Annotated in this window: 14 protein-coding genes; 4 read left to right on the top strand and 10 right to left on the bottom strand. The window is 69.4% G+C overall.

Annotated elements, in window-relative coordinates; all coding sequences use genetic code 11:
- Positions 1-35: 35 nt before the first annotated feature.
- Both ACWBNA_RS24995 and ACWBNA_RS25000 read left to right on the top strand, forming a co-directional pair.
- On the top strand, positions 36-1,400 hold the full coding sequence (locus ACWBNA_RS24995; RefSeq protein WP_482706745.1) for a cellulose binding domain-containing protein: 1,365 nt from the start codon (positions 36-38) through the stop codon (positions 1,398-1,400).
- Positions 1,401-1,480: 80 nt separating this feature from the next.
- Positions 1,481-2,854, top strand: coding sequence for a polysaccharide deacetylase family protein (locus tag ACWBNA_RS25000; RefSeq protein ID WP_482706746.1), 1,374 nt, complete (start codon positions 1,481-1,483; stop codon positions 2,852-2,854).
- A 72-nt stretch (positions 2,855-2,926) separates the two neighbouring features.
- On the opposite strand, the gene ACWBNA_RS25005 is transcribed toward ACWBNA_RS25000, so the two are convergent.
- The 3 genes from ACWBNA_RS25005 to ACWBNA_RS25015 all read right to left on the bottom strand — a co-directional run bounded on the left by ACWBNA_RS25005 (position 2,927) and on the right by ACWBNA_RS25015 (position 7,176).
- Positions 2,927-4,657, bottom strand: a complete 1,731-nt coding sequence (locus tag ACWBNA_RS25005; RefSeq protein WP_482706747.1) for a glycosyltransferase — start codon at positions 4,655-4,657, stop codon at positions 2,927-2,929.
- On the bottom strand, positions 4,654-5,925 hold the full coding sequence (locus ACWBNA_RS25010) for a nucleotide sugar dehydrogenase (protein ID WP_482706748.1): 1,272 nt from the start codon (positions 5,923-5,925) through the stop codon (positions 4,654-4,656). The genes ACWBNA_RS25005 and ACWBNA_RS25010 overlap by 4 nt, the downstream gene beginning before the upstream one ends.
- A gap of 234 nt (positions 5,926-6,159) precedes the next feature.
- On the bottom strand, positions 6,160-7,176 hold the full coding sequence (locus ACWBNA_RS25015) for a PLL family lectin (RefSeq protein ID WP_482706749.1): 1,017 nt from the start codon (positions 7,174-7,176) through the stop codon (positions 6,160-6,162).
- Positions 7,177-8,848: 1,672 nt separating this feature from the next.
- Between ACWBNA_RS25015 and ACWBNA_RS25020 the strand changes: the two genes are divergently transcribed.
- Entirely contained in the window at positions 8,849-9,739 is an 891-nt protein-coding gene (locus tag ACWBNA_RS25020; protein WP_482706750.1) for an NAD(P)-dependent oxidoreductase, read from the top strand.
- Positions 9,740-9,781: 42 nt separating this feature from the next.
- On the top strand, positions 9,782-10,156 hold the full coding sequence (locus ACWBNA_RS25025) for a PIN domain-containing protein (protein WP_482706751.1): 375 nt from the start codon (positions 9,782-9,784) through the stop codon (positions 10,154-10,156).
- A gap of 53 nt (positions 10,157-10,209) precedes the next feature.
- On the opposite strand, the gene ACWBNA_RS25030 is transcribed toward ACWBNA_RS25025, so the two are convergent.
- The 7 genes from ACWBNA_RS25030 to ACWBNA_RS25060 form a co-directional block, all read right to left on the bottom strand.
- A complete protein-coding gene (locus tag ACWBNA_RS25030; RefSeq protein ID WP_482706752.1) occupies positions 10,210-11,733 on the bottom strand; it encodes an amino acid permease in 1,524 nt (507 codons plus the stop codon).
- Positions 11,734-11,878: 145 nt separating this feature from the next.
- Positions 11,879-13,807 carry a 1-deoxy-D-xylulose-5-phosphate synthase gene (gene dxs / locus ACWBNA_RS25035; protein ID WP_482706753.1) on the bottom strand — a complete coding sequence of 643 codons (1,929 nt, stop codon included), beginning with the start codon at positions 13,805-13,807 and terminating at the stop codon, positions 11,879-11,881.
- A gap of 281 nt (positions 13,808-14,088) precedes the next feature.
- Positions 14,089-15,405 carry a sugar ABC transporter permease gene (locus ACWBNA_RS25040; protein WP_482706754.1) on the bottom strand — a complete coding sequence of 439 codons (1,317 nt, stop codon included), beginning with the start codon at positions 15,403-15,405 and terminating at the stop codon, positions 14,089-14,091.
- Complete coding sequence (locus ACWBNA_RS25045) at positions 15,402-16,193, bottom strand: ATP-binding cassette domain-containing protein (protein ID WP_063785996.1); 792 nt, start codon at positions 16,191-16,193, stop codon at positions 15,402-15,404. Before ACWBNA_RS25045 ends, ACWBNA_RS25040 begins: the two co-directional genes overlap by 4 nt.
- Before the next feature lie 343 nt (positions 16,194-16,536).
- Positions 16,537-17,622 (bottom strand): sugar ABC transporter substrate-binding protein, encoded by a 1,086-nt coding sequence (locus ACWBNA_RS25050; protein WP_482706798.1) that lies wholly within the window; start codon positions 17,620-17,622, stop codon positions 16,537-16,539.
- Positions 17,623-17,754: 132 nt separating this feature from the next.
- Positions 17,755-18,954: an ROK family transcriptional regulator gene (locus ACWBNA_RS25055; RefSeq protein WP_482706755.1), complete on the bottom strand. Its 1,200-nt coding sequence runs from the start codon at positions 18,952-18,954 to the stop codon at positions 17,755-17,757.
- A gap of 184 nt (positions 18,955-19,138) precedes the next feature.
- Positions 19,139-20,062, bottom strand: coding sequence for a carbohydrate ABC transporter permease (locus ACWBNA_RS25060; protein ID WP_482706756.1), 924 nt, complete (start codon positions 20,060-20,062; stop codon positions 19,139-19,141).
- Positions 20,063-20,064 lie beyond the last annotated feature (2 nt).

Raw genomic sequence — 20,064 nt, forward strand, 5'->3', positions numbered from 1 at the left:
TTTGGCCCAAGATCAGATTGCTCCTCCTGGTATGTGTGGTCGGCGCCGGTGCCACGGCGCTGTATCCCGTCTGGAAGGCCGCCAACCCCGAGCCGCCGGAACTCGTCGTCCGCTACCGGACCGCGACCCCGGCCACCGCGGCGGCGGCCGAGCCGTCCCTCGAGATCCTCAACGAGTCGAAGAAGCCACTGCCGTTGAGCGACGTGACGCTCCGGTACTACTTCACCGCGGACACGACCTCCTCGTACGCCTACAACTGCGTCCAGGCCGCCGTCGGCTGCTCGAACATCGCCGGGACGGTGACGAAGCTCGACAAGTCCGCCGACAAGGCCGACCACTACCTGGAACTGCGGTTCACCGAGGACGCGGGCACGCTGGAGCCGGGCGCCAACAGCAAGGGCATCGACGTCCAGCTGTACCGCAGCGACCACGAGAAACTGACGCAGTCCAACGACCGCTCCTTCGACGCCGAGAAGAGGACCTACAAGGAGTCGAAGACGGTCACCGCCTACAAGCGGGGCGTCCTCGCCTGGGGCGACGAGCCGGACGACGGCGACGACAAGCAGGCCTCGGCGAAGGCGGCCGCCGCGCCCGACCCGGTGCCGGCGGCCCCCGCGGGCGTGCTGTTCGACAACTTCCACTACGTCGGCGCCAAGGACCCCGCGCTGTTCAAGCACGGCTGGCTGGTGCGCTCCAGCAAGGGCGGCCCGGGCATCGACGACACCTGGACGGCCGACGGGGTCACCTTCCCCGCCGAGAAGGACGCCCTCGGCGACGGCCAGGTGCTCAACCTGCGCGCCGCCACCGACGGCACCAAGTCCGGCACCGAGCAGGCGAGCCTCGGCACCGCGAGCCGCGAGTTCCGTGAGGGCACCTACGCCGCCCGGATCCACTTCTCCGACGATCCCACCGACGGCGAGGGCGGCGACCACGTCAACCAGACCTTCTACACCATCGGCGGCAGCGGGAAGACGTACAGCGAACTCGACAACGAGTACCTGCCGAACGGCGGTTGGGGCCGGCTCGGCCCCAAGCTCGACACCGTGAGCTGGTACGACCACGAGAAGAACGACCGCGTCTACACCACCACGAACAAGAGCCTGGCCGGCTGGCACACCATGATGATCACGGTCAAGGACGACGTGGTGACCTACCGCATGGACGGCAAGAAGCTCTTCGGCAGCAGCGGCAAGTACGCGCCGCGCGCGGGCATGTCCATCAACTTCAACCACTGGTTCGTCGACCTGCCGTTCAAGGGTGACCGCGCCTGGGACATGCAGGTGGACTGGCTGTACTACAACGCCAAGGACGTCCTGTCCGTCAAGGACGTCGATGCCGCCGTCAAGGAATACAGCGACAACGGCATGAACTACTTCGACACCGTCCAGGAGACTCGTTGAGGAAAGAGCAACCCCGTGTCTGGTCCCGTCCGCTGAGCCGGCGCTCCGCGCTGCTCATGGGCGGCACGGGAGGCGTCGCGATGGCAGGCACCGGTGCGTGGGTGGGCAGGGTGGCGGCCCAGCCCGCGGCCGCCCCTGTCGAGGCAGCCATCGGCGGCCTCACCACGCCCCCGTCCTACGCCCCGTCGGGGCGCCGGCCCAAGTACCGCCGGGCCACCTGGTCCCAGCAGTTCCAGGCCGCACACGGCTGGACTCCGGGAGGCACGGGCACCGCGTCGGCCGAGGCGAACGACACCACCGCCTTCGTGCGTGGGACACAGTCGGTGCGGGTCACCACCAACGGCACCGGCAAGCAGTCCTACGTCCGCAAGACCGGGATGACCGCGCAGAACCTGACCGGCAAGATGATCAGGCTCGTCCTGCGGGTCGAGGACGTGACCAACCTGTCCAAGGTGGTCTTCTACCTGGGCAGCGGCTCCCTGGCGAACCACTTCTCCTGGACCCTGCACGCCCATTCGACGACGGCGGCCAACTACGTCCAGTCCGGGGAGTGGGTGACGGTCCACCTGCAGTGGGCCGACGTCACCAGCGCGGCCGGAACGTACTCGATCTCCGCCTCCGGCACGCCGTCCACCAAGACCGGCTTCACCGACATGTCGTTCGCCGTGTACGACAACGCGGGCGGGCCGGTGACCTACCGGCTGCAGGCCGTCGAGCTGATACCGGACACCGTCTCGGTCTTCCCGAAGGGCGTCGTGTCGATCACCTTCGACGACTCCCACAAGTCGATCCACGACCTGGCCCGGCCGGTGATGGACCAGTTCGGCTACTCGGGCACGGTCTACAACATCGCCGACGCCATCGGCACGGGCAGCTTCCTGACGATCGACCAGATGCGCTCGATGCAGAACTTCTCGGGCTGGGAGATGGCAGGGCACTCCTACGCCAACGCCACCCACACCGCCAGCTATCCCAAGCTGACCGCGGAACAGGCGGACGACGACTTCCGCAAGCTGCGCGAGTGGATGGTGGGCAACGGCTTCACCAGCGAGCATTTCGCCTACCCGCACGGGGCGTTCCAGAAGACGACGGACGGCGTCCCGGTGGACCAGATCGCCAGCCGGCACTTCACCACGGCCCGGTCGATCATCTCGGAGACGATCGAGTCCTTCGCCCCGGCGATGCCGTACCGCCTCAAGGCGCTGACCGGCATCAACGACGGCACGGGCATCGGCGGTACGGCGCTCACCAAGGTGACCGGCGCGGGCGGCCGGCTCGACCGCTGCGCCAACAGCAGTGACTGGCTCATCCTGTGCCTGCACAAGGTCGTCGAGGGCGCTCCGGCGACCAGCACGGAGATCGGCAAGGCCGGCCTCACCGCGCTGATGCAGGCGATCGACGACCGGGGCATACCGGTGCTCACGGTCGAGGAGGCGATGGCCTCCTACACGTGAGGCACGCCGACGAGTGAACGAGAAGGAGGGGCGGCCCGTGGCCGCCCCTCCTTCCGCTCGCGTACGTGGGGCCTACCAGCCCTGCCCGTTCCCCTGGCCGTTGCCCTGCTGCCAGGAGGGGTCCACATAGCCGCCCTGGTGCTGGTGGGGGTCGTAGCCCTGCTGCTGGTACGGGTCCTGGTGCCCGCCCTGCCACTGCTGCTGTCCGGCCGGTGCCGGCGTTCCCCAGGTGACGGCCTGCTGGGGCACGTGCGCGTGCTGCTCGTCGTAGCCCGGCAGCGGCTGCGGCTGGGTGGGGATGGGGCCGGACGGGCGGGGCCGGGTGCGCAGGGCCACGCCCTCCAGACGCATCAGCTGGAGCGTCTCGGTGACCTTCTTGTCGGAGTACGGATCCTCTTCCTCGAAGATCTCCGTCACGTCGGCCTCGTGGTCGCCTGCCACGGACACCTCGACGCCGCCCTGGCGGGTGCCCCAACTGCCCTTGTGCAGGGTGAACAGGGCGTAGAACCTGAGCGGGGTCAGCAGGGTCAGCTGGATCACGCCGTAGATCGGCGCGAGCAGGAACATGCCGAACCGCTTGATGAAGCCCATGCCGCGGCGCGGGAAGTCGAGGTACCGCACGTTGCGGAGGTACCCCATCAGCACCATGAAGGTCAGGTAGTCGCCGATGTGGTTGACGAACCGGTCCGGGTGGATGATCGGCAGGATGACCATCGAGTAGAACATCGCCGAGCCGAAGACCAGCCACAGCGCCAGTTCCATACAGGTCAGCCAGAAGGCGGGCCGGTACTTCTTCTGGTGCCGGAAGGCCCACAGGGACTCGCGGAAGAACGACTTGTTCCAGCGGACCTGCTGGCGCAGGAAGTGCGGCAGCTTCTCGGGGACGGCCGTGTAACCGACGGCGGTCTCCTGGAAGACCACCTGGCCTTCCATCAGGCAGTAGTTGGTCATGCGGCGGTCGTCGCCGAAGACGGCCGGCTTGCCCAGGAACTGCTGGTTGAGGAAGTCCGGCAGGTACTTGCGCACCAGCGTGCCGCGGTACGCGGAGAGCGCGCCGCAGCAGCACAGGACCGACTTCAGACGGGAGTAGGCGGCCCGCTCGAAGAGGAACGAGTTGCCGTAGCGCAGGTCCTGCAGGCGTGTGAAGATGTTGCTGTCGTGGTTGAGCGCCAGGACCATGCCGGTGGAGGCCATGATCTTCTCGTCGGCCAGCGGCAGCAGCAGTTCGCGGACGGTGTCCCGGGACAGGACGGTGTCCGAGTCGACGCACAGGAAGATGTCGGAGTACGGGGCGGCCTCGAAGCCGAGCGCGAGGGCCTCGCGCTTGCCCTTGTTCTCGGGCTGCACGCTGACCGTGTACTTGACGCCCCGGGCCTCGAACTCGCGGCGGATCTTCTTCGCCGTCCTGATGCCGGAGTCGTTGGCACTGGCGTCGTCGATGATGTGGATCTCGTTGGGCAGGCGGCTCTGCGCGAGGAGGCTGCGCATGCCCTGCTCGAACATCACCGGGTCCTCGTTGTAGATCGGGATGACCGCGGTGACCCAGGCGTTCTCCAGGTACTCCAGCTCCTCCCGCCCGGCCTTGGCCGGACGGTAGAAGAGGGCGCCGAACATCTTCAGGGCCAGCAGGCCCATGGCACCCATGGAGTACAGGTGCAGGGAGCCGGCGTCGAGCCGCGTCGCGATCAGCGCGGCGAGGGCCAGGAAGACGAAGTACGAGACCTTCAGGTGCCGGCGTTTGCGGTGGCCGCGATGGCCATCGGAGTCGACGGCTCCGGGTATGTACGTATCTTCGGAAGTCACAGCTTGACCACCCGCGGGTGGTCGGCGGACTTGCCCCGGGTGTCGAAGAGCGCGCGGGCGCGGTCGGCGAGTTCACCGAGGTCGATCTCGCGGTGCGGCTGGAGCAGGATGGTGAGGTCGGCGGTCTCGGCCGCGGCGAGGTAGTCGTCCGTCCGCTCCACGCTCGCGCCGCCGACCTTCCAGTCGTCGACGCGCGGGTCGAAGTAGACGAGTTCGGCACCGCGCGTGAGGAGGTTCTCCGCGACGGCCAGCGCCGGGCTCTCGCGCTGGTCGGAGATGTCCGGCTTGTACGTCACGCCGAGCAGCAGGACGCGCGAGCCGCGGACCGCCTTGCCCTGGTCGTTGAGCATGTCGGCCGCGCGGTTGACGACGTGCACGGGCATGCGCTGGTTGATCTCCTGCGCGAGTTCCACGAAACGGAACGGGATGCCGAGCGAACGCACCTTGTACGACAGGTAGTTGGGGTCGATCGGGATGCAGTGACCGCCGACGCCCGGGCCCGGGTAGAACGGCGCGAAGCCGAACGGCTTGGTGGAGGCGCAGCGGATCGCGTCCCAGAGGTCGACGCCGATCTCACGGCAGAACATCGACATCTCGTTGACGAGGGCGATGTTGACGTGCCGGTAGGTGTTCTCCAGGAGCTTGGCCATCTCGGCCTCGCGGGTGCCCTTGGCCTCGACGACGCGGTTCACGAAACGCTCGTAGAGGGCACGGGCGGCCTTGGTGCAGTCCGCGGTGATGCCGCCGACGACCTTGGGCGTGTTCTCCAGGCCGAAGTCGGGGTTGCCCGGGTCGATGCGCTCCGGGGAGAAGGCGAGGTGGAAGTCCGTGCCGACGCGCAGTCCGCCGGCCTCCAGGCGCGGGCGGACGACCTCGTCGGTGGTGCCGGGGTACGTCGTCGACTCCAGCACCACGAGCGTGCCGGGGCGCAGGTGCGCGGCGATGTCGTCCACGGCGGCGTGCACCGCGCCGAGGTCGGGGGCGCCGTGGTCGGTGAGCGGGGTCGGGACACAGACGACGACCGCGGCGGCGTCGGCGATGATCTCGGCCCGGTCGACCGCCTCGAAGCCCTGGCCGAGCATGGCGCCGACCTCTTCGTCGGTGATGTCGTCCACGTGGGAACGACCGGCGTTCAGTCCGTCGACGACCCGTCGGCTGCGATCGAGACCCACCACCTTCAAGCCCGCGCCGGCGGCGGAACGGGCCAGCGGCAGCCCCACGTAACCGAGTCCGACAACGACAAGATCCACCGTGGAGGATCTGCTCACGACAACATTCCCAACCCCGTTTTACCGGCCGCTCGGGCCGGGTGCCGGTGCTACGTCGGTCTCCCGATAAATTCGAACAAACGCAGGGAGGCTAGCAAGCATTTTCACTTCTTAACCACAGCTTCTTAACGTGCCCCTCATCACGCGCGCATCCATACAACCCTCTGTGCGTTTCATGTGTCTCTGGTCCCTGATCGCGTCAAGCGTCACGGGACCAAGGGCCGTCAGACCTGGTCAGACCTGTCGCCAGGCCTCCAGCGCGAGCCCCGGCTCGTCCTTGCGGCGGGTCAGAAGCAGTTGCCCGTTCGCCGGGGAAAGCGTCGCCGCGACGACCCGGTCGTCCTCGTCGACGGCCAGCGACACCTCGGCGTCCGCGGGGAGTTGGGGTCCCGACTCGGTCCACCAGGCGCCCGCCGACTCCTGTTCGGTGGGGTACGCGGCGAAGGCCACCCGGCCGCTCGCGGAGCGCTGGGCGAGCAACGTGCAGTCGTGGCCGTCGAGTTCACACCGGACGGCGGACACCGGACCGGGGCCGGCGGAGGCGAGGAGCGTGGCCGGTTTGGAGCCGGGACGCCAGGCGCACAGGTCGCCGGAGGTGTCGGCGAAGAAGAGGGTGGTGCTCTCAGAGGAGGTGGCGAGGGCCCTCAGGGTGCCCGGCCGGACCGGGACCTCGATCGCCTCCCCCAGGACCGGCTCGGCGCCGGGCTCCGCCTGACGCCAGTGCAGGATGCCGCCGGGGGTCGCCGCGTACAGCTCGACGCGTCCGGACTCCCCCGTCACGGCCGCCAACTCCTCTTGTACGTCACTCCCCTTGAGGTTGCGCCAGGGTTCCCAGCCGCCCTTCTCCTTCTGGACGGCCATACTCACGCCGCCGCCCTCGTTCCGTACGAAGACATGGGCGCGGCCCTCGGCGTCGACCGCGACGGCGGGCGTGCCGGTGCGCTCACCCTTCTTGTCGGGGTGCCCGATCGGCATCCAGTCGAGGGCGGCGAGCCGGGGCCGGAAGTGCGTGGAGTGCACCAGGCCGGACTCACCGGAAGCGGTGGGCCGCCAGGAGGCCAGATGGGCGTACCCGTCGGCGCCCTGGCCGATCGCGAGCACGGGGTGCAGCTTCTGATCGCCGCCCACCCTGCGGGCGGGTTCCCACGGCCCGCCGGACCCGCGCTCCGCCCGACACCGGACGACGTCACCCACGGACAGATACACACTGAGCCGGCCGTCACGGCCGCGTATGAGCCAGTCGCCGTTCACCGGTTCACTCTAAGCGGAGGGCATCACGGGGCGCGTCCGGGGCTCGGCCTCGGCCTTGGGGGCCGGGGGCCGAGGTAGGGGCCCCCAGCGGGAGCCCGGAGCCCGACCGGGGCCAAGGCCAAGCCCGAGCCCGCCGGGGCCGCGCCCAAGACAGGGGACGGGCCCGATCCGCAGGCCGGGCCCGAAGCCGGGAGCATGTCGCGGGCGCGGCTGGACGAGGAAGCCGCTAACGGGCGGGGCTCGGCCGGGAGAACGCAGCAGGAGCAGCGGTCCGGAGCCGGGCCCGACCTCGAGGCCGAGGCCGGAGCGCGATCCCTCAGGCCGAAGCCGAAGCCCGGGCCCGAAGACCGCAACATGTCACGGGCGCGGCTGGAGGAGAAAGTCGGTGACGGGCGGGGCTCGGCCGGGAAAGCGCAGCAGTAGCAGTAGCAGCGGTCCGGAGGCCTGAGCCGGAGCCGGGGCCGAGGCCGGGCCGAAGCCCGGAGCATGTCGCGGGCGCGGCTGGACGAGGAAGTCGGTGACGGGGCAGGGCTCGGCCGGGAAAGCGCAACAAGAGCAGCCGTCCGGAGGCCGGAGCCCGAGGCCAAGGCCGGATCCCGAGGACGAAGCGCGATCCCCAGGCTGGGGACGAAGCCGAAGCGGAAGCCAAGGCCGAAGCCCGGGCCCGAGCCCGGAGCATGTCGCGGGCGCGGCTGGACGAGGAAGTCGGTGACGGGGCAGGGCTCGGCCGGGAAAGCGCAACAAGAGCAGCCGTCCGGAGGCCGGAGCCCGAGGCCAAGGCCGGATCCCGAGGACGAAGCGCGATCCCCAGGCTGGGGACGAAGCCGAAGCGGAAGCCAAGGCCGAAGCCCGGGCCCGAGCCCGGAGCATGTCGCGGGCGCGGCTGGACGAGGAAGTCGGTGACGGGGCAGGGCTCGGCCGGGAAAGCGCAGCAAGAGCAGCCGTCCGGAGGCCGGAGCGCGAGGCCGAGGCCGGATCCCGAGGACGCAGCGCGATCCCCCGGCTGGGGACGCAGCCGACGCGGCCGCCAAGGCCGAAGCCCGGGCCCGAGCCCGGAGCATGTCGCGGGCGCGGCTGGACGAGGAAGTCGGTGACGGGGCAGGGCTCGGCCGGGAAAGCGCAGCAAGAGCAGCCGTCCGGCGGCAGGTGCTGCGCCGGGGGCCGTAAGGCCACGAAGAGGCCGCCTGCCGTGGCACGGACCCAGGCCGAGGCAGCGACCAGGACATACTCGGCGTCCGCTGCCGTGCCCGACGCCGACACGCGGCCGCGCGGGCGGCAGGGGCAGTGGGCGGGACGTGCCGCACAGCGGCTCTCAGGCCCCGTCAGCCGCCCGGAAGCGGTGCGGTGGACAACGAGGACCGCTGCCTCGCCGCAGGACGCGTACGGCGGACGCTGGACCCGTGCGGCGGAGGCGGGCCCCTACTGCCACCGAGGGGACCCGTGCGGCGGGCGCGGGGACCCCTGCCGCCCCCGAGGGGACCGTGCGGTGGACGGCGAGGCCGCGGCCGTCGGCGAGGGACGGCAGCACGTCAGGCAGGACCGGTCGTCGGCGAGGGACGGCAGCGCGTCAGGGAGGGCCGGTCCTCGTCCTGGAGCAGGTCTCGTCGTCCCTCACCTATCAGGCAGGCTGGACCAGAGCAGCAGGCACGCACGAGGACAGGAAGTTGACGTCATGACCGACACCCGCACCGTATGCGTCCTTGGCACCGGGATCATGGGGGCCGCGATGGCCCGCAACCTCGCCAGGGCCGGGCACACCGTCCGGGTCTGGAACCGCACCCGCGACAAGGCCGAACCCCTCGCCGCCGACGGCGCGTTCGTGGCCCACACGCCCGCCGAGGCCGTACGGGGCGCCGACGTGGTCCTGACGATGCTGTACGACGGTCCCGCCGCCCTGGACGTGATGCGCGAGGCGACGCCCGGGCTGCGTTCCGGCGTCGCCTGGGTGCAGTCGACCACCGCGGGCATCGAGGCGGTCGGCGAGCTGGCCGGCTTCGCCCTCGAGCACGGGCTCCTCTTCTTCGACGCGCCGGTGCTGGGCACGCGTCAGCCGGCGGAGGCCGGACAACTGACCGTGCTGGCCGCCGGACCGGCCGAGGGCCGGGCAGCGGTGGCGCCGGTCTTCGACGCGGTCGGCGCGCGGACGGTGTGGACCGGCGAGGACGGCGCGGCCGGGTCCGCCACGCGGCTGAAGCTGGTCGCCAACAGCTGGGTCATCGCCGCCACCGCGGCGACCGGGGAGGTTCTGGCCCTCTCCCAGGCCCTCGGCGTCGACCCGCACAGCTTCTTCGACCTCATCGCGGGCGGCCCGCTCGACATGGGCTACCTGCACGCCAAGGCCGCGCTCGTGCTCGACGACCGGCTGACCCCGCCCCAGTTCGCGGTGGCCACCGCCGCCAAGGACGCCCGTCTCATCGTCGAGGCGGGCGACCGGGGCGGCGTACGGCTGGACGTGGCGGTCGCGAGCGCGGAGCGGCTGGAGCGGGCCGCCGCGCAGGGGCACGCCGACGAGGACATGGTGGCGGCGTACTTCGCGAGCTTCGACGAGAAGCGGGAGGACTGAACCGGCGCCCTGCTCCCCCCTCGCCGTGGGACCCTGGCCGGTATGGACGAGAACGCCCCGCTGCTCGTGATCGTGGACGCCGCGAACGTCGTCGGGTCGGTGCCCGACGGTTGGTGGCGGGACCGGCGGGGGGCGGCGGAGCGGCTGCGGGACCGGCTGGCGGCCGACGGGGTGCCGGGGCGCTCCGGCCCGGTGGAGATCGCCCTCGTCGTCGAGGGCGCCGCCCGTGGCGTGGAGCCGGTGCCGGGTGTACGGGTCGAGGCCGCCCCGGGGAGCGGGGACGACCTCATCGTGGACCTGGTGGACCGGGCGGGTCAGCGTCCGGTCCTGGTCGTCACGGCGGATCGTGAACTGCGCCGCCGGGTCGGCGAGTTGGGGGCCGAGGTGACCGGACCGCGGACCGTCAGGCCGGCCTGACGGCCGAGGTGCCCGACGGTCCGACACGGTAGGAAACGGTCCGGCCGGAAGGTCTACCCCTCGGTGCCGTTCGGGGGCTTGACGGCCCCGCCCGCGGTGGTCGCCTCGCGCTGTCCGAGACGGCTGTGGGAGCGGCCGTAGAGGAAGTACACGGCGAAGCCGATCACCATCCAGATGGCGAACCGCAGCCAGGTCTCGGCGGGCAGGTTGAGCATCAGCCACAGCGAGGCGCACACCGACAGGATCGGGATGAACGGCACCCACGGGGTGCGGAAGGCCCGGTGCAGGTCGGGGCGGGACTTGCGCAGGATGATCACGCCGATGGCGACGACCACGAAGGCGAACAGGGTGCCGATGTTCACCAGCTCGGCGAGTTCGCTGAGGGGGGTGAAGCCGGCGAGGACCGCGATGAGCACGCCCAGCAGGATGGTCGGGCGGTGCGGGGTCTTGAACCGCGGGTGGACCTGGGAGAAGAAGCGGGGCAGCAGTCCGTCGCGGCTCATGGCGAAGAAGACGCGAGTCTGGCCCAGCAGCAGGATCATGCAGACGGTCGTGAGGCCGACGGCGGCGCCGAAGCTGATGAAGCCCGCGAACCAGGGGTGTCCGGTGGCCTTGAAGGCGTCGGCGAGCGGGGCGGTCACGGACAGCCTGGTGTAGTGCTGCATGCCGGTCACCACGATCGACACCAGGACGTACAGCGTGGTGCAGATGACGAGTGAGCCGATGATGCCGCGGGGCATGTCCCGCTGCGGGTTCCTGGTCTCCTCGGCGGCCGTGGCCACGACGTCGAAGCCGATGAAGGCGAAGAAGACGACCGAGGCGGCGGTGAAGATTCCCATCACGCCGAAGTTGGACGGCGCCCAGCCGAAGATCAGCTGGATGAGCGGGGACTGGAGACTGTCGCCCGCCGGCACCTCCTGCGCCTTCGGGATGAACGGGTCGTAGTTGCCACCCTTGATGAAGAAGGCACCGGCGATGATCACCGTCAGGACGACCGTCACCTTGATGGCGACGACCACCGAGGTGACGCGCGCGGACAGCTTGGTGCCGAGCACGAGGATCGCGGTGAGCACCAGGACGAGCGCGGCGGCGAGGATGTCGAAGCCGAAGCCGTCGGCGCCGTCTCGGACGCCGAGCGCCTCCGGCAGGTGCCAGCCGGCGTTGTCCAGCAGCGAGGCGATGTAGCCGGACCAGCCGACGGCGACCACCGCGGTGCCGAGCGCGAACTCCAGGACCAGGTCCCAGCCGATGATCCAGGCGGGCAGTTCGCCGAGTGAGGCGTAGGAGAAGGTGTACGCCGAGCCGGCCACCGGGACCGTCGAGGCGAACTCGGCGTAGCAGAGCGCGGCGAGCGCGCAGACGACCCCGGCCACCGCGAAGGCCAGGGCGACGGCGGGACCGGCGTTGTTCTTGGCGACGGTGCCGGTCAGGACGAAGATGCCGGTGCCGATGATGACACCGACACCGAACACGGTCAGGTCCAGCGCGGACAAGGACTTCTTGAGCGCGTGCTCTGGCTCCTCGGTATCGAGGATGGACTGCTCGACCTTCTTCGTCCGGAAGAGGGTACTGCTCACGGGGTACCTCCCACGCTTGTCGTCCTCGACATGATCGAGAGGGGGCGTACTGCGTATGCCCCGGCGCGGGCGGATTCACGCCAATGGGCCGGTTCCAGCACCCTTCACGGTGGCGGAACCGGCCCATCCGGCCTACCTGCGGCGGCTAGTCGCGTGCGGGTTCCACCGCGTCGACGTCGGCCGCCGTGCTGCCGTACCGGCCGTCCAGCTTGGACACCAGGCCGGTGACCTGGCGGGCGATGTCGGGGGCGGTGAGTCCGATCTCCGCCATCACCTCGGCGCGGGAGGCGTGGTCGAGGAAGCGCGGCGGGATGCCGAAGTCGCGCAGCGGGACGTCGACGCCCGCGTCCCGCAGGGCCTGCGCGATCGTGGAACCGACGCCGCCGACGCGGGAGTTGTCCTCGACGGTGACGACCACGCGGTGCCGCTCGGCGAGCGGGGCCATGGCCTCGTCGACGGGCTTGACCCAGCGCGGGTCGACGACGGTGGTGGAGATGCCCTGCTTGTCGAGAAGGTTCGCGATCTCCAGGCACATGGGCGCGAGGGCGCCCACGGAGACGAGGAGCACGTCCGGCGTGTCGGTGCCGGGTTCGCGCAGCACGTCCATGCCGCCGACCCGTCCCACGGCGGCTACGGCGGGGCCGACGGCCCCCTTGGAGAAGCGGACCACGGTCGGCGCGTCGTCGACGGTGACGGCCTCGCGCAGCTGGGCGCGGACCTGGTCGGCGTCGCGCGGGGCGGCGAGCCTGAGGCCGGGGACGACCTGGAGGATCGACATGTCCCACATTCCGTTGTGGGAGGCGCCGTCGGTGCCGGTGACGCCGGCCCGGTCCAGGACGAACGTCACCCCGCACTTGTGCAGGGCCACGTCCATGAGGACCTGGTCGAAGGCGCGGTTGAGGAAGGTGGCGTACACCGCGAAGACCGGGTGCACCCCGCCCGTGGCGAGGCCGGCCGCGGACACGGCGCCGTGCTGCTCGGCGATGCCGACGTCGTAGATCCGGTCGGGGAAGGCGTCCGCGAACTTCTTCAGGCCGACCGGCTGGAGCATCGCGGCCGTGATCGCCACGATGTCCTCGCGCTCCTTGCCGAGCTGCACCATCTCGTCGCCGAAGACGGAGGTCCAGTCGGCACCCGACGCCTTGATCGGCAGGCCGGTGTCGGGGTGGATGGGGCCGATGCCGTGGAAGCGGTCCGCCTCGTCCTGGAGGGCGGGCTGGTAGCCACGGCCCTTCTCGGTGAGGCAGTGCACGATGACGGGCCCGCCGAAGCGCTTGGCGCGCGCCAGCGCGGACTCCAGGGCCTCGATGTCGTGGCCGTCGATCGGACCGACGTACTTCAGGCCGAGGTCCTCGAACATGCCCTGCGGCGCGATGAAGTCCTTGAGGCCCTTCTTGGCCCCGTGGAGGGTCTCGTACAGCGGCCTGCCGACGACGGGCGTCCGCTCCAGCACCTCCTTGGTGCGGGCGAGGAACCGCTCGTAGCCGTCGGTGGTCCGCAGGGTCGCGAGGTGGTTGGCGAGGCCCCCGATGGTCGGGGCGTACGACCGCTCGTTGTCGTTGACGACGATGACCAGCGGACGGTCCTTGGCGTCGGCGATGTTGTTGAGCGCCTCCCAGGCCATACCGCCGGTCAGGGCGCCGTCACCGATCACGGCGACCACGTGGTCGTCGCGTTTGAGGATCTGGTTGGCCTTGGCGATGCCGTCGGCCCAGCCGAGGACCGTGGAGGCGTGGCTGTTCTCGATGACGTCGTGCTCGGACTCGGCCTGCGAGGGGTAGCCGGACAGGCCGCCCTTCATCTTCAGCTTCGAGAAGTCCTGACGGCCGGTGAGCAGCTTGTGCACGTAGGACTGGTGGCCGGTGTCCCAGAGCACCTTGTCCCTGGGCGAGTCGAACACCCGGTGCATGGCGATGGTGAGCTCGACCACACCGAGGTTGGGCCCGAGGTGGCCGCCGGTCTTGGAGACGGCGTCGACGAGGAAGGTCCGGATCTCCTCGGCCAGCTGGTCCAGCTGCTCCAGGCTGAGCCGGTCCAGATCGCGCGGTCCCCTGATGCGGGTCAGCAGCGGCACCCGTGCCTCCTTGCAGTAGAGCTGTTGCCGGGCTTGTCGAGTCTAATGTTCCGCCTTTGGGGCCCGCGCCCGGGCGGTGCGTGATACGTCACGCGATCGGCTGTACCCAGGTTGTGCCGTTCCTACGACAGGACTGTGCCCGACACCGCCATCGGTGCCGGGCACAGGCTTCTTTCCAAGGCACGGAACTGCAACGCCCCCAAGGGGCGCGGGGAACTGCGCGACCAGCCACGACGGACCGGCACCCGCAATCCGAGCCGCACCCCCACGGCGAGACCGCGCTACGCGCGACCCGCGGCCTTCTGACTCCTGCGCGAGACGGAGTCGATGACCACCGCACCCAGCAGCACCGCGCCGGTGATCATGTACTGGATCGAGGTGTTCATGTTCAGCAGGTCCAGACCGGTCTGGATCGACTGGATGACCAGCATGCCCAGCAGCGCGGACCACACGGTGCCCCGACCGCCGAAGAGGCTGGTACCACCGATGACCGCCGCCGCGATCGCCAGCATCAGCGTGTTGCCGCCACCGGCGTTCAGCGTCGCGCTCTGCGTCTGACCGGCGAAGAACATGCCGCCGATCGCCGCGAAGCCACCGGCGATGGAGAACACGGTGATCCGGATCATGGACACGTTGATACCGGCACGGCGGGCGGCCTCGATGCCACCGCCGACCGCGAAGATCTTGCGGCCGTACGGCGTACGGCGCAGCACGAAGTCCACGATCACGAGCGACACGAGGAAGATCACCAGCGCGTTGGACACACCGGCGGCCTGGTTCAGGACGTAGGCGGAGACGAACGCGGCCACCGCGAGGGCACCGACCCGCAGCGCGATCTCGCTGGTGGGCCGGAAGGGCACACCGGCGGCACGACGGCGGCGCTGGTCGATGAGCGAGCCGTAGAGCATGGAGGCGACACCGAGGCCGGCCAGCAGGTAGGCGCCGATGACGGCCTGGTCCATGAAGAACGAGCTCTGGCCGAAGAGGTGGACCGGACCCTCGTCCGGGATGTTGATGGTGCCGCTCTCGCCGAGCAGCCACAGCATCAGACCGTTCCAGCCGAGGAAGCCGGCCAGGGTCACCACGAAGGCCGGCACGCCGATTCTGGCGAAGAACCAGCCGTGCAGGGCGCCGATACCGACGCCGGTGATCACGGTCAGCACCAGGGCCAGCCACGAGCTCACCCCGTGGTCGACCACGAAGACGGCGAACAGCGTGGACGCGAGGCCGCTGACGGAGCCGACGGACAGGTCGATCTCACCCAGCAGCAGCACGAACACCAGACCGATGGCGAGCATGCCGGTGGCCGAGAGGTAGTAGCTGATGTTGGACAGGTTGTCGGCGCTGAGGAACCGGTCGTTCTGCAGCTGGAAGATCGTCCAGATGACGATCAGACCGATGACGACCGGCAGGGAGCCGAGCTCGCCGCCCTTCATCTTCCGCTTGAACTCGGTCAGGTAGCCCTTGAGGCCCTCTTCACGGATCAGCAGACGCGGGTCGACGACGGTGACCGCCGCGGCCGTCGGGTCGTCGGCCGGAGCGACGGTGTCCTGGATCGGCTCCGGATCCTTCTTCACGGTCTTGGACGTGTCGCTCACTTTGCCGCCTCCGTGGTGCGTCGCCCGGCACGACGGGTCACGGCGTTGTCCGTGGCACCGGTGATCGCGGCGATGATCTCTTCGTGGGTGGTGTCCTTCACCGGGAAGGCACCGTTGTTCTTGCCCAGGCGCAGCACGGCGACGGTGTCCGCGACCGCCTTGACGTCGGCCATGTTGTGGCTGATGAGAATGACGCCGAGGTTGCGCTCGCGCAGCCGCTCGACCAGGTCGAGGACCTGCGCGGTCTGCTCGACGCCGAGGGCGGCGGTGGGCTCGTCGAGAATGACGATCTTGGGGTCGCCGATCAGCGCACGGGCGATGGCGACGACCTGACGCTGGCCGCCGGAGAGGCTGGCGATCGGGATGCGCACGCTCGGGATGCGGATGGAGAGGGTGCTCAGCAGCTCGCGGGCGTTCTTCTCCATCGTGACCTCGTCGATGACACCGCGGTGCAGCAGCTCACGGCCGAGGTAGAGGTTGCCGACGACGTCGAGGTTGTCGCACAGCGCGAGGTCCTGGTAGACGGTCGCGACGCCGAGTCCCTGGGCGTCGTGCGGCTTGTTGATGCTGACCGGCTTGCCGTCCCACTCGATGACGCCCTCATCGATGGGGTGCACGCCGGCGATCGTCTTGACCAGCGTGGACTTTCCTGCGCCGTTGTCGCCCACCAGGGCGACCACTTCTCCGGCGTGAACCTCCAGCTCGACGTCGGTGAGGGCCTGCACCGCACCGAATCGCTTGGAGACTCCGCGCAACGCCAGCACGGGCGTAGCGGACACGTGAACCATCTCCTTCGCCGCCTGACCGGCGGGGATGCCGCGCTTGTCGAAAGGCGCGGAGTGTTGTGCACGAGGCACTGGTTTACAAGATGAACATGCGCGCGGCCGATGCCTCTTGGCAACGGTTGAGCGGCGCCGGAAAGTGCAGGTACGTTTCCTCGCCCGCCGCGGTGGCGGCCTGGGCCGCGCTCGGCGCCTGCTCTCGGGGAGAGCTGCCTGCCGCGCGGCCTCGGGGGTGTGCCTGGACTTGCCTGGAGTCGCTCACGTCATGCTTCCGTCCGGCGCCCGCCCCGCAGCGGGGTGTGAAGGTGGGGCGAGCGCCGGACAGGCTCTGCATGCCGCTGGGCGGCTGTTACTCGAGACCGGCTTCCTTGCACTTGGCGGCGTAGTCCGCGGTGCAGATGTCGGCGACGGTGTAGAGCTTGTCCTTGACCACCGTGTCCTTGATGTTGTCGACGGTGACCGAGACCGGGGTCAGCAGCTGCGAGGGCACCTTGTCGCCGGAGCCGCTGGTCAGCGTCTCGGTCGCCAGGTCGCTGATGCTCTTGCCGTTGAGCAGGTTGACCGCGAGCTGGGCGGCCGCGTCGGCCTCCGGCTTGAAGGCCTTGTAGACGGTGCTGGACTGGGTGCCGGCGACGATGCGCTGGATACCGGCGAGCTCCGCGTCCTGACCGGTCAGGGGGATGCCGCTGATGCCGGCGCCCTTGAGGGCGGTCGCGATACCACCGGCCATGCCGTCGTTGGCGGAGTAGACGCCCGCGATGTTCTTGGCGCCGAGCTGCGTGATGGCGGCCGACATCTTCTGGGCGGCGACCGTGTCCTTCCACAGACCCGACTGCTCGTAGGCGATGTCCACCTTGCCGTCGAGGGCCTTGTGGGCGCCTTCCTTGAACTGCCCGGCGTTCGGGTCGGCGTCGTCACCGTTGATCATGACGACCTTGGACTTGGGGGTGGCCTTGGAGCCGAGGGCGTCGACCAGGGCCTGCCCCTGGAGCTCGCCGACCTTGACGTTGTCGAAGGAGACGTACGCGGAGACCGGGCCCTGGGCCAGACGGTCGTACGCGATGACCTTGACGCCCTTGTTGACCGCGCTCTGGATCGAGGACTTGATCGCGGCGGAGTCCTGGGCGCTGATCACGATGACCTTGACACCCTTGGTGATCATGCTGCTGACCTGCTGCGCCTGCTTGGCCGAGTCGGCCGCGGCGTTCGCGTACTCGACCTTGCAGTCGGAGCAGAGCTCGGCGACCTTGTCCTCGAAGTACGGCTTGTCGAACTTCTCGTAACGAGCGGTGACGTTGTCGGGAAGAAGCAGGCCGATCGACTTGCCGCCCGAGCCGCTGCTGCCGCTGTCCGAGTCGTCGTCGCCGGCCTTGCCACAAGCCGCCACCGAGACGGCGAGCGCCCCGATCGCTACGGCAACGGCGGTACGACGCATTCGCGTGTTCACTTTGTAACCTCCCTGACGAGGCCGCGTCGTTGCGGCCGAGGTGGCTGGAAGTCAACTCGGCCACGCGTGCGACGTCAAGAAGTAAATACTTAACGAGATGGCAACGGCGTCCTGTGTTCTCTAAGTGAAGGCAGGCGTCGCTGCGTGCAGCGTGCTGTCCAAAAGGGTCGAATCACCCATCTCGCTCAGTGCGAGGGCGAGTGCTCCGAGCACCTCGGCACGGCCTCCAAGTGCCCCTGGAAGCACGGACAGTTGGCGCGCCGCGCTGGGGATCGCATAGCGGCCGACGGACTCCCTGATGGGCCCGAGCACCAGCTCACCGGCCTCGGCGAGATCACCGCCCAGGACCACCCGGCTCGGGTTCAACAGATTGCAGAGATTGGCGACTCCACTGCCGATGTGTCGGCCGACGTCGGCGATCACCCGACGGCAGCCTGGATCTCCGTCCCGCGCCAGCCGTACGACGCCTTCCATCGTCAGGTCGGTCCCGTGGCTGGACTGGAGCAGCGGCAGCACATAGCGCGCGGCCGCGAAGGTCTCCAGGCAGCCCCGGTTTCCACAGCGGCAGACGGGGCCGGACTCGTCAAGTGTAATATGTCCGATTTCTCCCGCAGTGCCACCAGGACCGCGGTAGATCGTCCCGTTGATCACCAGGCCGGCTCCGACACCGCTGGCGACCTTGATGTACGCCAGGTCGCGCACCCCCCGCCCGCTGCCCCACACCAGCTCGCCCAGGGCACCGAGGTTGGCGTCGTTGTCCACGTGTACGGGCACGCCAAGGCGCCCGCGCAGCTCCTCGGCGGGCTTGGTACCGATCCAGCCCGGCAGGATGGCGGAGGAGCCGAGCGTGCCGGACTCCAGGTCGATGGGGCCTGGTACGCCGAGGCCCACACCGGCGATTTTCGTCCGGTCGACACCCGTTGCCGCAATCAGGCGATTGACCAGGTGTTCCGCCCGGTCGAAGCCCTGCGTCGAGGAGGCGTCCACGTCGAGCGGCTCGGACTCCTCGGCCAGCACCTGGTGGGCGAGGTTTCCGACCGCGACGCGCAGATGTGTGTGCCCGAAGTCGACACCGATGACGATTCCGGCGTCCCCGCTCAGGGAGACGCTGCGGGCCCGGCGGCCACCGGCCGACGTGGGCGTGACCTCGACCGTTCCGCCGTCCTTGAGCTCGCGCACGATGTTGGAGACCGTCGCCGCGGACAGGCCCGTGGTCCGCGCGATCTCGGCTTGCGTGAGCGACCCGGCCAACCGTACGGCCCGTACGACCCGCTCCAGGTTGGCTCGGTGCAGTGACGACTGCGACCCTGGAGTCTCCACGACGACCTCCTGCGCGCGGGACCGCTTCTATGAGGCCCCGTCTATGTCCAACTAGTGAACTCTAAGCTGAGCTGTTCGGGTTGCCTCCCGTCAAGAGGTTGAACCGCATCCGCGTTCATGTACACAAACACGACCGCCGCTTCCGGAAGATCCGGAAGCGGTCGCCGTACGGGTGAGGGGGCCGCTACTTCAGCGCCCCCGCGGTCAGTCCCTGCACCACCTGACGCTGGAAGATGATGTACGCCGCGAGCACCGGCAGCATCGCCATCACCAGGCCCGCGAACAGTCCCGACCAGTCGCCCTTGTACCCCTGGCTGACCGCCAGCTGCACCAGGCCCTGGGTGAGGACGCGCTTGTCCGGGTCGGTGTTCAGCACCGTGGGCAGCATGTACTGGTTCCACTGCCCGAGGAAGTTGAAGATCCCCACGCTGATCAGACCCGGCTTGGCCATCGGCAGCATGATCTGGAAGAACGTCCGGGAGTGCGAGGCCCCGTCCACGAAGGCCGCCTCCGCCACCGAGGTCGGCAGGGTGCGGAAGAACGCGGTGAGGAAGAACACCGTGAACGGGAGCGAGTAGGCGATGTAGACCAGGATCAGCCCGTGGATCGTGTTGAGCAGGCCCATGTTGTTCACGACGTAGAACAGCGGGACCAGCGCCAGCATGATCGGGAAACTCATGCCGCCGATGAACAGGAAGTAGATGAACCGGTTGCCCGGGAAGTCGAAGCGGGCCAGCACATAGGCCGCCATCGAGCCGAGCACCAGGGTCCCGATGAGCGAACCCCCCACCACCAGAATGGTGTTGAGGAAGTAGTCGCTCATGTTGGCCTCGGTCCAGGCCCGCGACCAGTTGTCGAAGTGCAGCCGGTCCGGCAGCGACCAGGGCGAGCCGAAGATGGCGCTGTCGTCCTTGAAGGACGTCATCACCGCCCACAGCAGCGGCAGTACGACCATGATCGCCCAGATGACCAGGATCCCGTGCGAGAAGACGTTGAGGGCGGTGCCCTGCTTCTTCTCCTTGCGGGGCGGGCCGGCCGGGACATCGGCCTTGGTGACGGGCATGGCGGGCTCTGCCGGTACGGGGGCGGGGGTCTCGGTCGTCTTCATCA

The organism is Streptomyces sp. Q2 (genome assembly GCF_056820935.1).

Excerpts from the sequence above, each read along its gene's own strand:
- ACWBNA_RS25050 (WP_482706798.1), bottom strand. The coding sequence starts at position 17,622 with ATGCGTCGTACCGCCGTTGCCGTAGCGATCGGGGCGCTCGCCGTCTCG.
- ACWBNA_RS25020 (WP_482706750.1), top strand. The coding sequence starts at position 8,849 with ATGACCGACACCCGCACCGTATGCGTCCTTGGCACCGGGATCATGGGG.
- ACWBNA_RS25000 (WP_482706746.1), top strand. The coding sequence starts at position 1,481 with ATGGCAGGCACCGGTGCGTGGGTGGGCAGGGTGGCGGCCCAGCCCGCG.
- ACWBNA_RS25025 (WP_482706751.1), top strand. The coding sequence starts at position 9,782 with ATGGACGAGAACGCCCCGCTGCTCGTGATCGTGGACGCCGCGAACGTC.
- ACWBNA_RS25060 (WP_482706756.1), bottom strand. The coding sequence starts at position 20,062 with ATGAAGACGACCGAGACCCCCGCCCCCGTACCGGCAGAGCCCGCCATG.
- ACWBNA_RS25045 (WP_063785996.1), bottom strand. The coding sequence starts at position 16,193 with ATGGTTCACGTGTCCGCTACGCCCGTGCTGGCGTTGCGCGGAGTCTCC.